Annotated in this window: 15 protein-coding genes; 3 read left to right on the forward strand and 12 right to left on the reverse strand. The window is 69.1% G+C overall.

The annotated features are described in order from the left end of the window. From QN163_09825 to QN163_09875, 11 genes are all read right to left on the reverse strand, one after another. A partial coding sequence (locus tag QN163_09825; GenBank protein MDR5684306.1) for a hydrogenase maturation protease occupies nucleotides 1-282 on the reverse strand: 282 nt, incomplete at its 3' end. Next, nucleotides 283-1,584, reverse strand: coding sequence for a Ni/Fe hydrogenase subunit alpha (locus tag QN163_09830; GenBank protein MDR5684307.1), 1,302 nt, complete (start codon nucleotides 1,582-1,584; stop codon nucleotides 283-285). It abuts the gene before it with no gap. Next, nucleotides 1,574-2,359 (reverse strand): oxidoreductase, encoded by a 786-nt coding sequence (locus QN163_09835; protein MDR5684308.1) that lies wholly within the window; start codon nucleotides 2,357-2,359, stop codon nucleotides 1,574-1,576. Before QN163_09835 ends, QN163_09830 begins: the two co-directional genes overlap by 11 nt. Next, on the reverse strand, nucleotides 2,359-3,195 hold the full coding sequence (locus QN163_09840; GenBank protein MDR5684309.1) for an FAD/NAD(P)-binding protein: 837 nt from the start codon (nucleotides 3,193-3,195) through the stop codon (nucleotides 2,359-2,361). The genes QN163_09835 and QN163_09840 overlap by 1 nt, the downstream gene beginning before the upstream one ends. Then, on the reverse strand, nucleotides 3,176-3,661 hold the full coding sequence (locus tag QN163_09845) for a cyclic nucleotide-binding domain-containing protein (protein ID MDR5684310.1): 486 nt from the start codon (nucleotides 3,659-3,661) through the stop codon (nucleotides 3,176-3,178). The genes QN163_09840 and QN163_09845 overlap by 20 nt, the downstream gene beginning before the upstream one ends. After that, a complete protein-coding gene (locus QN163_09850) occupies nucleotides 3,648-4,814 on the reverse strand; it encodes a 4Fe-4S dicluster domain-containing protein (protein MDR5684311.1) in 1,167 nt (388 codons plus the stop codon). Before QN163_09850 ends, QN163_09845 begins: the two co-directional genes overlap by 14 nt. Before the next feature lie 78 nt (nucleotides 4,815-4,892). Beyond that, nucleotides 4,893-5,201, reverse strand: coding sequence for a hypothetical protein (locus QN163_09855; GenBank protein MDR5684312.1), 309 nt, complete (start codon nucleotides 5,199-5,201; stop codon nucleotides 4,893-4,895). Beyond that, on the reverse strand, nucleotides 5,198-5,506 hold the full coding sequence (locus QN163_09860) for a hypothetical protein (protein MDR5684313.1): 309 nt from the start codon (nucleotides 5,504-5,506) through the stop codon (nucleotides 5,198-5,200). Before QN163_09860 ends, QN163_09855 begins: the two co-directional genes overlap by 4 nt. 35 nt (nucleotides 5,507-5,541) lie before the next feature. Then, entirely contained in the window at nucleotides 5,542-5,919 is a 378-nt protein-coding gene (locus tag QN163_09865) for a CBS domain-containing protein (protein ID MDR5684314.1), read from the reverse strand. Between the two features lie 27 nt (nucleotides 5,920-5,946). Next, nucleotides 5,947-7,203, reverse strand: coding sequence for an FAD-dependent oxidoreductase (locus QN163_09870; protein MDR5684315.1), 1,257 nt, complete (start codon nucleotides 7,201-7,203; stop codon nucleotides 5,947-5,949). Nucleotides 7,204-7,291: 88 nt separating this feature from the next. After that, nucleotides 7,292-8,200: a prenyltransferase gene (locus tag QN163_09875; GenBank protein ID MDR5684316.1), complete on the reverse strand. Its 909-nt coding sequence runs from the start codon at nucleotides 8,198-8,200 to the stop codon at nucleotides 7,292-7,294. A gap of 387 nt (nucleotides 8,201-8,587) precedes the next feature. Between QN163_09875 and QN163_09880 the strand changes: the two genes are divergently transcribed. Further along, entirely contained in the window at nucleotides 8,588-9,052 is a 465-nt protein-coding gene (locus QN163_09880; protein ID MDR5684317.1) for a DinB family protein, read from the forward strand. Between the two features lie 65 nt (nucleotides 9,053-9,117). Here QN163_09880 and ppdK read toward each other — a convergent pair whose 3' ends face one another. After that, nucleotides 9,118-11,766 carry a pyruvate, phosphate dikinase gene (gene ppdK / locus QN163_09885; GenBank protein ID MDR5684318.1) on the reverse strand — a complete coding sequence of 883 codons (2,649 nt, stop codon included), beginning with the start codon at nucleotides 11,764-11,766 and terminating at the stop codon, nucleotides 9,118-9,120. A 215-nt stretch (nucleotides 11,767-11,981) separates the two neighbouring features. Between ppdK and QN163_09890 the strand changes: the two genes are divergently transcribed. After that, nucleotides 11,982-12,920, forward strand: a complete 939-nt coding sequence (locus tag QN163_09890; protein ID MDR5684319.1) for a universal stress protein — start codon at nucleotides 11,982-11,984, stop codon at nucleotides 12,918-12,920. Next, the gene (locus tag QN163_09895) at nucleotides 12,917-13,291 is read left to right on the forward strand and encodes a DUF3054 family protein (protein MDR5684320.1); all 375 of its coding nucleotides are present in this window, start codon (nucleotides 12,917-12,919) and stop codon (nucleotides 13,289-13,291) included. The genes QN163_09890 and QN163_09895 overlap by 4 nt, the downstream gene beginning before the upstream one ends. Nucleotides 13,292-13,315: the final 24 nt, after the last annotated feature.

The following is a 13,315-nucleotide window of genomic DNA, read 5'->3' on the forward strand; positions in this document are numbered from 1 at the left end:
GACCGCGTGGGTGGACGTGGCACCGAACAGGTGCGTCGGCAGTGGGTCTCGGCTCGCGTCGAACCGGCATACGGTCCCCGGTCTCCTGCCGCTGCGGACGGCGTCGATCACCACGACAGTCTCCGCGCCAGCGCAGCACTCCAGGATCTCCATGGGGTCGCCCTCGACCCGCACGACGCGGGTGCCTTCCGGCACACAGCCGCGCAGCCGCCGGGCGACGGTCAGCCCGACAGCGTCGTCCCGCCGGAAGAGGTTGCCGATACCGATCACGACCAGACCCATTCACGTGCGCTCCACGTCCACGCGCAGGAAGTGAGTGGCGCACGAGATGCAGGGGTCGTAGTTGCGAACGGCCTGCTCACACTGCCAGGTCAGAGCGTCGTGCGGAAGATCGAGGCGTGCCTGCACGAATCCGCGGAGATCCTCCTCGATGGACTTCTGATTCTGAGATGTCGGAGGCACGATCTTCGCGTCGAGGATCGTACCCGCGTCATCGATCGTGTAGCGGTGGTACAGAATGCCCCGCGGCGCCTCGGTGCATCCGTGGCCGGTAGCCGCCCGCGGCGGGACGTCCACCGCCGGGCGATCCGGTGGTTCGTAGCGGTCGATGAGCCGCAGCGCCTCGTCACATGCGTAGACGAGTTCCGCGGCGCGCACGACGATACTCTGAAAGGGGTTCCGGCAGACGGGCCCCAACCCGGCCTCCCGTGCCGCCTCCTGCGCGAGCGGCGAGAGGCGATCGAAGTTCAGAGCGTAGCGGGCCATCGGGCCCACGAGGTACGGACCGCGGCCCCGGATGGTCGCGTGCAGTGCGTTGGAGTGCGGGACCTGTTCTTCGACGACGTAGTCTCCGAACTCGCGAACAGCAGCGTCCAACCCCCGGGTGCTGGCCAGCCGCCCCTCGGTGATCGCATACTCATCGGGGTGACGCAGCGCCACCATCTCGTAGTCGCGCTCGAAGTCGGGAAACGGAAAGCCGGCCACCCAACGCACCGTCTCGACTGCGGCATCCCGCGCCCACTTCAACGGCTCCGCCAGGGCTCTCATTTCGGACTTGGTCGGGACGCGGTAGAATCCCCCCAACCGGACGTTGATCGGGTGAACCTCACGGCCGCCCAGCATCGTCATGACGGCGTTCCCGGCCTTCTTCAGCCGCAGGCCGCGCCGTACGGTCGACGCGTCATCCCGCGCCATGTGCACCGCGCTCTCGTAGCCCAAAAAGTCCGGCGCGTGCAGCAGATAGACGTGCAGGGCATGACTCTGGATCCACTCGCCGCAGTACAGGAGGCGTCGCAAATCACGCAAGGGCCCGTCCACCCGCACCCCGCAGGCGTCTTCCATCGCGTTCGTCGCGCTCATCTGGTAGGCAACGGGGCAGATGCCGCAGATGCGTGCGGTGATGTCCACCGCTTCGGTGAAGTGGCGACCTCGCAACAACGCCTCGAAGAAGCGCGGCGGCTCGTAGATCCTCAGCTGTACGTCCGCCACCCGATCGCCCACGACGCGCACGTACATCGCGCCCTCGCCCTCGACGCGAGCCAGGGCGTCGACCCGGATCGTCTTCGTACTGGGCTCAGGATTCATGGCTCTCCGCAGCCGCGCGGAATGCAGGCGCGCCGGCGTTGAAGGTGCGAAACACCCGCACCAGACTGGCGTCGGCCATCCCGAGCCTCCCCAACCACGTCGCGAGCGAAGCGGTGTTGGGAGTCTCCATCGGACCGAAACAGCCGTAGCAGCCGCGCGCGTGGCCCGGACAGAGGGCGCCGCAGCCGGCCTGCGTCACCGGACCCAGGCAGGGCACGCCCCGCGCCACCATCACGCAGACCACCCCGCGGCGCTTGCACTCCATGCAGACGCTGTGCGCAGGGACGTTGGGCCTCCGTCCGTGCAAAAACGCCGTCAGCACCTCCAGGAGCTGTCTGCGATCGATCGGGCAGCCTTGCAGTTCGAAGTCGACGCGCACGTGATTTGAGATCGGCGTCGACTGCGAAAGGGTCTCGATGTACTCGGGCTTTGCGTACACAATCGAGACGAACTCCCGCACGTCCTTGAAGTTGCGCAGCGCCTGGATCCCGCCCGCGGTGGCGCAGGCTCCGATCGTGACCAAGTAGCGGGACCGCTCCCGAATGCGCCGAATCCGCCGTGCGTCGTGAGGTGTGGTGATCGAGCCCTCCACCAGGGAAACGTCGTAGGGACCCCGCACCGTGGCCCGTGAGGCCTCCAGGAAGTGGGCGATCTCCACCGCACCGGCCAGCGCCAACAGTTCGTCCTCCAGGTTGAGCACGGTCAGCTGGCAGCCGTCGCAGGACGCGAACTTCCAGACGGCCAGCTTGGGCTTGCGTCTCCGGGAGCGCCGCATTATACCTCCTTGATCGTGAGCCATCGCTGGACGTCGGGGTACCGGAAGACCGGTCCCTCCCGGCAGAGGAGGTACGGCCCGTACTGACAGTGGCCGCACAGCCCCACCGCGCACTTCATGTTGCGTTCCATCGACAACGTGATGCGCTCTGCCGCCACGCGGAGCCTGAGCAGCTCGGCCACAGCGAAGCGCATCATGACCTCCGGCCCGCAGACCCATGCCACGCACTCCGCAAAGTCCACGGGCGCAGACTGGATCAGCGCCGTCACCACCCCCACCCCCCCGTTCCATCCCAGGACCGGAGCGTCCACGGTGACAGCCACGTGCAGGTCGAAGCGTCCGCGCCATCGTTCCAGGTCGCGGCGGAACAGGAGGTCGTGGGGCGTGCGCGCCCCGTACAGGAGGGCCACCCGGCCGTAGCGTTCCCGGTTCGCAAGGACGTGAAGCATCGCGGGCCTCAGCGGCGCCAGTCCGACGCCGCCGGCCACGATCAGGACGTCCATCCCCTCCGCCGCCTCGACCGGCCAGCTGCTGCCAAACGGCCCACGCAGACCCACGACGTCCCCCCGCCGCAGACCGCGGATCGCAGTCGTGATCGCGCCGACCGCGCGCACGGTGTGCGAGATGGGGACCGGTCGCTGCGGATTCCCACTGATCGAAATCGGCACTTCACCGATACCGAAGACGTACACCATGTTGAACTGGCCGGGCCGGAAGGAGAACCCCTGGCCGCGCGGGGAATCCAGATCGACCGTGCAGGTGTCCCGTGTCTGCCGGCGCACCCGACGGACGACGGCCGGCACCGGCACCATGGCATCACGCCCGAGTGTGTGCATGCCGCCCGGCCACGACCCCGTACACATCGAGCAGCTGCAGGCGGGTGGCCTGCAGACGACTGACGATGACCGGAACCAGTCGCATCAGCATCACGTATCCGAACGCCGGGTCCTGGTCGCACTTCTGCCGGATGCACGCGGCTTCGAACTCCACGGCGCGCACGAGTTCGACCGCGCGGGCATCGAAGATCCACCGGTACGGCGGAAACAACCACGACCACCCCACGACGTCATCCGCGCCGATCGTCTGGATCGTCACCGGTCCGTGCCCTGGCACGTGGGTTTCCAGGGCCACCCGGCCGTGACGGATGAGCAGGAACCGGATCGCCTCGTCGCCCTCGTGGAAGAGGTACTCTCCGGCGTTGAACCGAACGTTGCGTGCGCACCCTGCCAGGAAGGCGATCCACCGAGGATCCATCCCGCGGAAGAACGGCTGCCGTGCCAGCAGGGCCTCAAGGTCCTCCATGGCCACCTCCTCCTTCGGGCAGACCCGAGGCGGCGTCGCTGTGGCGGATCGCCCGAACCTCCTCGGTGATGTCGATGCCGACAGGGCACCAGGTGATGCAGCGCCCGCACCCGACGCACCCGGACGTACCGAACTGGTCGATCCAGGTCGCCAGCTTGTGGGTCATCCACTGCCGGTAGCGGGACCTCGCCGAGGCCCGCACGCTGCCCCCGTGGATGTAGGAGAAGTCCATGGTGAAACAGGAGTCCCACCGACGCCAGCGCTCCGCGTGGTCGCCGGTCAGGTCAGTGGTGTCCTCGACCGTCGAGCAGAAGCACGTGGGGCACACCATCGTGCAGTTTCCGCAGGTCAGACACCGCGCCGCGACCTCGTCCCAGCGCGGGTGTTCGTAGTTTCGGTACAGCAGATCCTTGATGCCGGCGACCTCCATCGTACGCCCCATCTGGGCCGCGGCGCGGGCGACGGTGCGCTCGGCGGCCTGAAGCGCCCTAGGTTCCGCGGGACGGCGCCGAACTTCGCTCAATACGGCCGCACCGACCTGGCTAGCGGCCTGCGCGACGAAGTAGTGCTCCTTCCCCTCGATGACCTCGGTCAGAGCCAGATCGTACCCCGAGGTGGCCTTCGGACCAGTGCCCATCGAGACACAGAAGCACGTCCCTCCGGCCTGCCCGCAGTTGACGGCGACGATGAAGCAGCGCTCCCGCACCGCCCTGTAGGTGGGGTCGGGATGAGGCCCCTCGAGGAAGACGCGATCCTGGATCGCGATGGCGTGCAGCTCACACGACCGCACCCCAACGAACGCGTACTGCGGGACGTCTGTGGCCTCGGGCTGAACGCAGAGGCCGCCGGAGCGCGTCGCCGTCCACAGACGCAGCTGGGGAGGAAACAGAAACTTCTTCCACGAATGGGGGCCGACCGCGTATCCGAACAGGGCGCCGTCGTTACGGTGCCGCAGGCGGTAGGTTCCACCGTCCTGCTCGTCGGTCCATCCGGCGGGCAGATCCGCGACCGACTCGACCCGATCGTACACGATGGCCCCGTCCCGCAGGACGGGGCCTACGATCGTGTAACCGCGGCGGCCGAACGCTTCGAAGAGGTCCTGGAGGTGGGCGACCTCCACAACGAACGAAACACCCACTTCGGCTGCCGGCATCGGTACCTCGCGGCACCTTCTCGCTCCTGGTGGGCAGTCTTCTTGCGCGCAGACTGCAAATCCTCTACGCGCGTAGCCCTATGCGGCCCGCCGGCGGCGGCTCTCGATCAGGTCCACCAGATCCAGCAGCCACCGGTTGGCCTCCAGAGCCTCTTTGTGCAGCCGGCGGTCGTGTGCGAGATCGTCGTGGATCCTCTCGATGACCGCGTGGTGCTGACTGGCCTCCGCATGCAGGCGAGCCCGCCGTTCCCGATCGCGCGCCCGCTCCCGCTCGAGCGCATCGCGGTGCTCGTGCGGCGCACGCCGATTCGTCTCCAGCGTTTCGGCTGCCGACCTTCTGGCCTTACGCAACGAGTTTCGGTGTTCGGGCTCGAGGGGCATGCTCATCGCCTCCTTCCGCGCGTTCGTCGGCCGGGCCGCGTCGATCGGCCCGATCCCAACGCCGGCATCCGCCGAGCACCCCGGCCTCCATACCGCACAAATCGCTGCAGGTGCCCCAGCAGGACCTCGTCGCCCAGCTCGAGCAGCGCACTGTGGATCTGTTCCGGGCGCAGGGCGTGACGGTCGCTGTTGTGCACGAGGTGGTACCAGACGACCTGCGCGTGCACGCTCAGCGCCCGGTAACGCGGGTCCTGCCACAACCGCGGATCGATCTGCGGGCAGCCCGCCGGCGTCCGGTCCGATCTGGCCATCCCCTCTCCCTCCGGCACCGGTAGCCTGCGGTCCGTCAGCTGGCCTTCGCCAGTTCGTCCACCAGGCCGAGGTACGCCCGCACGATGTCGCTCGCACTGACGATCCCAACGACGCGCCTGCCGCGCGTGATCGGGACGCGGCGCACCATCTCGTCGATCATCGTCTGCGCGAGCTCCGGCAGCGGCGTGTCTTCCATCGCGGAGATCGGGTCGGGCGTCATGATCTCGCGCACCGTTCCGCCGGGCTTGCCGACCAGGTCCACGAGGCTCACCATCCCGATCAGCCCGCCGTCCTCGCCGACTACCGGCGCTCCGTGGATGCGGTAGCGAACCAATACGTCCGCCGCCTCGCCGACCGTCATGTCGGGTGTCAGCGTGATGACTTCCTGGGTCATGACGTCGCGCGCTTCCATCCGCAGCCTCCTTCTGCCTGCTGCGCCCTACGCGGCCAACAGGCGGGACATCACCTTCAATCCGGCCTCCATCCATTTCCAGGCAAGGCCCGCGTGGAACGGCTCACCCGCGCCGAACCGCCACGGCAGGTACACACCCAGCAGCTTCTTGCCCAGCCGCCAGACCCGAGAAGAGCCCACGCGGTACAGATGCGGCGCCTCGCTGCGCACCTCGATCGGTCTTTCGGGCACGCCGGTCACCTGCAGGGGGACCTGGGCGAACGTCGCCTTGTCGAACTGCTCCATCACGCACATGCTCACCGGGTCGAACCGCACCGCCGGCTGCGTACCCAGGATCTCGGCTGCGACGTGCTCGGCGGCCGCATCCGCCTGCAGGAACGCCAGAAACGCCTGCTTGACGGGGAAGTCGCCGGTGTCGCCCACCGCGTAGATCCGTGGCGTGCCGACGACCTGCCGACTCGCCAGCTCGGTCCGGACGAAGCCGCGCTCGTCGGACGGCAGGTTCGCAAACGGCGTCGACGCGACGTATGGTGGGAAGGAGATCAGCACGTCGAACGGAAGGCGCTGGCCGTCCACCGCGAACGCTTCCCCGTGGCGGACGCGTTCCACCACGAAGCCGGTGTGTCCGTCGATCTTCCGCCTGCGGAACTCCCCGCTGACGACCTCGTGCAGCCTGGGGCCGAACGCCTGGATGTAGGTCTGCTCGTAGGTCGCCCAGGTGATCTGGACACCGTCCCTCGCCCCCACGCGGCGCAACCACGTATCGAGCATGAAGACCATCTCGTACAGAGGCCCCGAGCACTTGTTGTTCGGCGGCACCAAGAACAGCACGCGCTGGCGCTTGGCCGGGCCGCGCGCCAGGAACTCGAAGGTCGACCGCAGCCGCAGCATGTCCTCCGGCGTCCAGATCGTCTCCGCGTGCTCCGCCAGCCCCGGGATCTCCTCGGGTCGCATCCCTGCACCGGTGGCGAGGACCAGAAAGTCGTAGGAGATCACCGTCCCGTCGGTGTAGACGTGGCGCGTGATCGGGTCGACGTCGCGCACCCTCGCCTGGACGAACTCGATCCCCTTGCGGCGCGCAGGTACGGCCAGGGGGATCTTCAGGCTGTCGGGGTCGAGTCCGAACGGGATGTAGATCGTGTTCGGCTTGAACAGGAAATGGTCTTGATCGGACAGCAACGTGATCTGCGCCCGGTCACGCAGGCGCATCCTTAGGTAGAACGCCGCCTCCAGGCCGCCGAATCCACCTCCGATCACCGCGATCTTGGGCCCGCCGTCCCTCATGACACACCTCCGGGCGCGTCCCCCTCCAAGGGTAGGCGCGGGATGCGGGACGGGGCATCGGGCCGACACCCGATTTTGGTTGCCTACATCAGGCGGCAAGCAGACCGACGCCGGTGCCCAGCGAGTACAGCAGGAACGAGAGGAGGGTCTGCGCCTGGGCGGGGACGATCCGGGGGGTGTGCGTCGGAGCGGCCAGCAGCCGGCGTGCCGCCGTCGCCGCGGGCACCACGCCGAGCAGTCCGGCCAGGACGGTGGGTGGAGCGCCGGTCGCCGGGAGCGACGCCGCGATCGCGAAGGCGGCTGCGAGGATCGCAGCGAACACGTGCGCCGCGCGCTCGCGTCCGAGCCGTACGACCAGCGTCCGCTTGCCCGCTGCCAGGTCGGCGTCAAAGTCGGGGAACTCGTTGATCCACAGGAAGGCCGCGATCAGCAAACCGAGAGGAACGGACAGCAATGCGACGTGCAAGTCGAGTGCCTGCCGCTGTACCAGGTACGTCCCCGAGGCGATCAGCGGGCCGTAGGCCAATCCGACGGCGATCTCTCCCAGACCCCGGTAGGAAAGCCGAAGCGGCGCACCATGGTAGAAGTAGGCGAGGCCCACCCCGACGAGGCCGATCCACAGGACGCGTGGCTCCCTGGCGACGGCGACCCACAGGCCGGCGCCGGCCCCGAGCAGGTAGCTCGCCGCAGCGATCGCCGCAGTCTGTCGGCGGGTCAGCAGGCCGTCGACGAGCACCCGCTTGCCTCCTGAGAACGGGCTGCGGTCTCGGACGCCCACTCGGAGGTCGGCGCCCGAGTCGAAGTCCACGATCTCCCCCGATGCGTTCTTGGCCACCTCGATCGCGAAGACACCCCCGACCGTGAGCGAAAGCCATCCCCAATCGATGGGGCCGACGCGTGCGGCCGCCGCCGCACCGAGCAAGATCGAAGCCATCGAGGCCAAAGAAATCTTGGGATCCGCCAGCCGCCACAACCCCATCCACCACAGTCGGCGCATCTCGAACCTCCAGCCGGCCACGTCACCTGCGGGCCGGCAATGCCGATCCCCTCCGGCCGCGGTCTGGGCACCCCATACGGTACGGCCCGGGCGCGTCGCGCACGATCAGGCGCAGACCCGATACGCTTTCACTCCAACCCGGGCTACGCTGTGAGTGGAGGTGAGCGCGATGCGAAGCTTGGCGGATCGGCGCGTCTCGCACATGTGTCCGCGCTGTGGCCAGGTGTTCGTGCCCGCCAGAGGGAACGGTTGTCCTCGGTGCGGCTTCGGATTGACCGACGCGCTCCGATGCGAGGATCGCACCCGCCAGGTGCGGCGCGTCCGAGATGGCGCGGGGCGGCGCGCGCGGCCCCCCGGTTCGCCGTCGGCTGACGGAGGGGGGAGGTGGTGAGCCCGGAGTCGGCGCGAATCGCCGAGCGTGTCGCCCGCGCCTACACGCGCGCACACGGGTTGGCGGCCGTGCTGGAGGGCGCGACGGCCACGGAGGCCGGATGGCGCCCCGTGTCCGGGCAACCGACGATCGCAGAGATCGTCGGCGAGGTCGTCGATCGCTGCGCGTGGCTGACGCGCGCGCTGGCCCCGCCGGCTCATCTCGCCGGTCCACCCTTACCGACGGGGCCGTTGACCGCGCAGGCATGGGAGGAGTTGAGGACCGAACTCGCGCGCGCATTCGCCGCCTGCGCCGAAGCCGTGCGCGGTACCGACGTCTCCCGGTGGGACGAACCCGTCCCCGGACGCCCAGACCGGACATGGCGAGAGCTGGTGGACGATCTCGTGGTCGACGCCGCGCACGGTGCCGGTCAGATCACCGTGCTGCGCCGCTGGTACGCGACCCAGGACCTCGCGGTCTGAAGGCCGCGCGGCGGTTCACACGGAGCGGGCAGTCGATCCTCTCCACCGATCCGGCGCCCTGAACCCTAGACGTCACGCGCGGTCTCGCCCAGCGCTGCCTGCGCCGCGGCCAGACGCGCGATCGGCACCCGGTACGGCGAGCAGGAGACGTAGTCCAGACCGACCTCGTGGCAGAACCGGACGCTGATCGGCTCGCCCCCGTGCTCACCGCAGATCCCGACCTTGAGGTCCGCGCGTGCGGCGCGGCCGCGCTCGGTCCCCACACGTACCAGTTCGCCGACGCCATCGCGGTCCAGCACTTGGAAGGGGTCCTCGGGCAGGATCTTCTGATCCAGGTAGCGCGGCAGGAACCGTCCCGCGTCGTCGCGGCTCATGCCGAACACGAACTGCGTCAGGTCGTTGGTGCCGAAACTGAAGAACTCGGCAGCCTCCGCGATCTGCCCGGCCAGCACTGCGGCCCGCGGCACCTCGATCATCGTGCCGACGCGGTACCGGATCTGCTGGCCGGTCTTCTGCTGCACCTCCGCGGCCACCCGTCGGACGATGTCTGCCTGCAGCTGCAGCTCCTTGGGGTCGGACACCAGCGGGATCATCACCTCCGGCTCGACGCGGATGCCTTCCGCCTGGCAGGCGGCCGCCGCCTGGAAGATCGCACGCGCCTGCATCTCCGTGATCTCCGGATACAGGATGCCCAGCCGGCATCCGCGCAGACCCATCATCGGATTGAACTCGCGCAGCGCGCTGACCTTGTGCCGGAACACCTCCGGGGAGACCCCGATCCGCTTGGCCGTCTCCTCGATCGCTTCCTCGTCGGGAGGCAGAAACTCGTGCAGCGGCGGATCGAGCGTGCGGATCGTCACGGGGAAGCCGTCCATGACCCGGAAGATCTCGCTGAAGTCCTGACGCTGTAGGGGCTCGATCTTCGCCAGGGCGGTGCGCCGCTCTTCGGCCGTGGCGGCGACGATCATCTCCCGCATCGCGTAGATTCGATCGCCCTCGAAGAACATGTGCTCGGTACGGCACAGCCCGATGCCCTCCGCCCCGAACGCGCGCGCCACCCGCGCATCGCTCGGCGTGTCGGCGTTGGCCCGTACTCCCATCTTCCGGTAGGCGTCGGCCCAGCTCATGAACGTGGCGAACTCGCCCGCCAGCGCCGGTTCGCGCGTCGGCAGGACGCCGACGAAGACCTCGCCGGCGGTACCGTCCACGGTGACCCACTCACCGACCCGCACGGTGCGCCCGTCCACGCCCATCGTCCCGGCCTCCGCCTCGATGACCAGCGCTCCGGCACCGACGACGCACGGCTTGCCCATCCCGCGTGCGACGACCGCAGCGTGCGAGGTCATGCCGCCGCGCGCGGTCAGGATCGCCCGCGCTGCCACCATGCCGTGGAAGTCTTCGGGCGACGTCTCCATGCGCGCGAGGATCACCGGCTCACCCTCGGCGGACTGGCGCTGTGCCTCGTCCGGGTCGAAGACCAGGCGCCCGCTGGCCGCCCCCGGCGACGCCGGCAGACCGCTGGTGAGGTACCGCCCTTCCTCGCGCGCCCGGCGCTTGGCCTCGTCGTCCACCGTGGGGTGAAGAAGCTGGATCAGCAGGCTCGGGTCCACCCTCCGCACGGCCGTCTGAGTGTCGATCAAGCCTTCTCCGACCATGTCCACGGCGATCCGTACCGCAGCCGCGCCGGTCCGCTTGGCGGCGCGGGTCTGCAGCAGCCAAAGCCGCCCGCGCTCCACTGTGAATTCCACGTCCTGGACGTCCCGGTAGTGAAGCTCCAGCTGCTTTGCCACGGACGCCAACTCCGCGTAGACGTCCGGCATCTGCTGCGCGAGTTCGGACAGCGGTCTGGGTGTGCGGGTTCCGGCCACCACGTCCTCGCCCTGGGCTTCCGTGAGGTACTCCCCGTACAGTTCCGGTTGGCCCGTGGCCGGGTTGCGGGTGAACGCCACACCGGTCGCCGAGTCCGGGCCGAGGTTGCCGAACACCATCGCCTGGACGTTGACGGCCGTCCCGAGCGTGTCGGGGATCCGATGCACGCGCCGGTAGTCCACCGCGCGCCGCCCCATCCAGGAGTCGAACACCGCGGCGATCGCCATCTGCAACTGCTCCCAGGGATCGTCGGGGAACGGGCGGTCGCTGTGACCCCGGATCATCGCCTTGAAGCGGCCGCAGATCTCGCGCAACTCGTCGGCGCCGAGATCGGTGTCCTGCCGTCCCGGCCCACCCCGCTGCTTGGTCTCCTCGAGGACCTGCTCGAACGGCTCGGCAGGAAGGCGAAGGACAATCTTGCCGAACAGCTGCAGCAACCGGCGATACGCGTCGTAGGCGAACCGGGCGTTGCCGGTGGTGCGCGCGAGACCTTCTGTGATTCGGTCGTTGAGGCCCAGGTTCAGCACGGTGTCCATCATCCCGGGCATCGAGAACTTGGCGCCGGACCGCACCGACAGTAGCAGCGGGTTACCGGGATCGCCGAACCGCTTGCCGATGCGGTCCTCCAGGTCGCGCAACGCCTCGGCCACCTGCTCCCACAAGCCCTCCGGGAACCGCCTGCCCGCCTCGTAGTAGGCGTTGCACGCCTCGGTCGTGATCACGAATCCCGGCGGGACCGGCAGGCCGATGCGCGTCATCTCCGCGATGCCCGCGCCCTTCCCGCCCAGCAGGTCGCGCATGGCGGCGTTCCCCTCGGAGAACGCGTACACCCACTTCCGGTTCATTGGTCTCCTCCTGCGTCGAACCCAGAGTATGCCCGCGCGTATCGGTGTGCCATCCGGTGCTGCGAGCAGCCCGGGATCGGTTGCGCACCCGATGCCTGCCCGGGGGTGGCCGCTGTAAGCTCGACCCGAAGGCCGCCCCGCGCGCCCCGTTTACAGCAGAGTGTAGCGCCGGCGGCGGGCCGGTCGGAATCCACGACAGAGAATCGGAGGTCCCCGTGGAGTCTCCAAGCGTCCAAGGCCCGCACCGCGTCGAGCGCATCCTGGCTCCGACGGACTTCTCGGCTTCCGCCGCCCGCGCGGCCCGGTGGGCGTCGGTCATCGCCGGACGGCTGGGGGCCGAACTCGTCCTCCTCCACGTCGTGGAAGCCAACCCCTCTGCGCTCATGGGTCCTCCCAGCGCGGTCGTCGACGTCTACGACCTGCTGCGCCGCGACGTCACGGACGCGGCGCACAAGGCGATGGCGGATTTCGCGGCGCCGTTTGCCGGCGCCCGCACGGAGATCCGCGAGGGGTCTGCGAGATTCGAGATCGTCCAAGCGGCGGCAGCCCTGGACGCCGACCTCATCGTGATGGGGACCCATGGCCGCACCGGCCTGCCGCGGATCTGGTTCGGCAGCGTCGCCGAGCACGTGGTCCGCCACAGCCCCATACCGGTGATGACCGTGCGTCACCGGGAAGGCGACGACCGCGGTCCGTCGATCGACCATGTGCTCGCGCCCGTGGACTTCTCCGACGCCTCGCGCGCCGCGCTTTCGTGGGCCCACCTGTTGGCCGGGGCGTTCGGTGCCCGCCTCACGTTGCTGCACGTGCTGGAGATCACCCGCGAGGCGCTGTTCGATCTCCCGTGGGAGGTCGGATCGGCGGCGACAGGAGAGCTGATCCAAGCCTACCTGGAGCGGAGGGCACGCCTTGAACTGGATGCGCTGGCGACCGAATTCCCGGGGTGTGAGACGGTTCTGCGGGCCGACCTGTCTTGCGGCCTGGCGCGGGAGGAAATCCTGCGCGCCGGCGCCGAGCTGGGCGCCAGCGTGATCGTCATGGGAACCCACGGGCGCACCGGCCTGTTGCGCATCGCGTTCGGCAGCGTGGCCGAACACGTCGTTCGGCACAGCCCCATCCCCGTCCTCACGGTGCGCCAGCCGGCACAGCGGTGAGGCCCCCGACCATCGCCCGAACCGGTGCGCGCGAGGCGCTCGCCGACGCCCTGGCGCTTTTGCTGTTCGCGGTGCTGGGGGCCCGCTTCCACTCGCTGCCGCTGGCAGCCGACGTGGTGTTGCGCACCGCGCTGCCGCTGTGGGTCACCTGGTTCTTCGCGGCGACGTGGCTGCGGACTTACCGGATGCGAAGCGGGCGCACCTGGCTGGTCAACTGGGCGCTGGCGGTCCCCGCGGGTCTGCTGTTGCGGCAGGTGCTGCTCGGGCGGGGCCTGGACGCGGCGACGGGCGTCTTCGTCGGCGTGGGCACGTTGGCGACGCTTCTGCTCCTCGTCGCGGTCCGCGCCCTCGCCGCCTTGTTCCCTCGCTGACGCGCCCGCGGCGAAGCAGTGACC

This window comes from Armatimonadota bacterium (assembly GCA_031432545.1).
Lineage (GTDB): Bacteria > Sysuimicrobiota > Sysuimicrobiia > Sysuimicrobiales > Sysuimicrobiaceae > Caldifonticola > Caldifonticola tengchongensis.

Coding starts and splice junctions, on each gene's coding strand:
- QN163_09830 (MDR5684307.1), bottom strand. CDS start 1,584: ATGAATCCTGAGCCCAGTACGAAGACGATCCGGGTCGACGCCCTGGCT.
- QN163_09835 (MDR5684308.1), bottom strand. CDS start 2,359: ATGCGGCGCTCCCGGAGACGCAAGCCCAAGCTGGCCGTCTGGAAGTTC.
- QN163_09840 (MDR5684309.1), bottom strand. CDS start 3,195: ATGCACACACTCGGGCGTGATGCCATGGTGCCGGTGCCGGCCGTCGTC.
- QN163_09845 (MDR5684310.1), bottom strand. CDS start 3,661: ATGGAGGACCTTGAGGCCCTGCTGGCACGGCAGCCGTTCTTCCGCGGG.
- QN163_09850 (MDR5684311.1), bottom strand. CDS start 4,814: ATGCCGGCAGCCGAAGTGGGTGTTTCGTTCGTTGTGGAGGTCGCCCAC.
- QN163_09855 (MDR5684312.1), bottom strand. CDS start 5,201: ATGAGCATGCCCCTCGAGCCCGAACACCGAAACTCGTTGCGTAAGGCC.
- QN163_09860 (MDR5684313.1), bottom strand. CDS start 5,506: ATGGCCAGATCGGACCGGACGCCGGCGGGCTGCCCGCAGATCGATCCG.
- QN163_09865 (MDR5684314.1), bottom strand. CDS start 5,919: ATGGAAGCGCGCGACGTCATGACCCAGGAAGTCATCACGCTGACACCC.
- QN163_09870 (MDR5684315.1), bottom strand. CDS start 7,203: ATGAGGGACGGCGGGCCCAAGATCGCGGTGATCGGAGGTGGATTCGGC.
- QN163_09875 (MDR5684316.1), bottom strand. CDS start 8,200: ATGCGCCGACTGTGGTGGATGGGGTTGTGGCGGCTGGCGGATCCCAAG.
- ppdK (MDR5684318.1), bottom strand. CDS start 11,766: ATGAACCGGAAGTGGGTGTACGCGTTCTCCGAGGGGAACGCCGCCATG.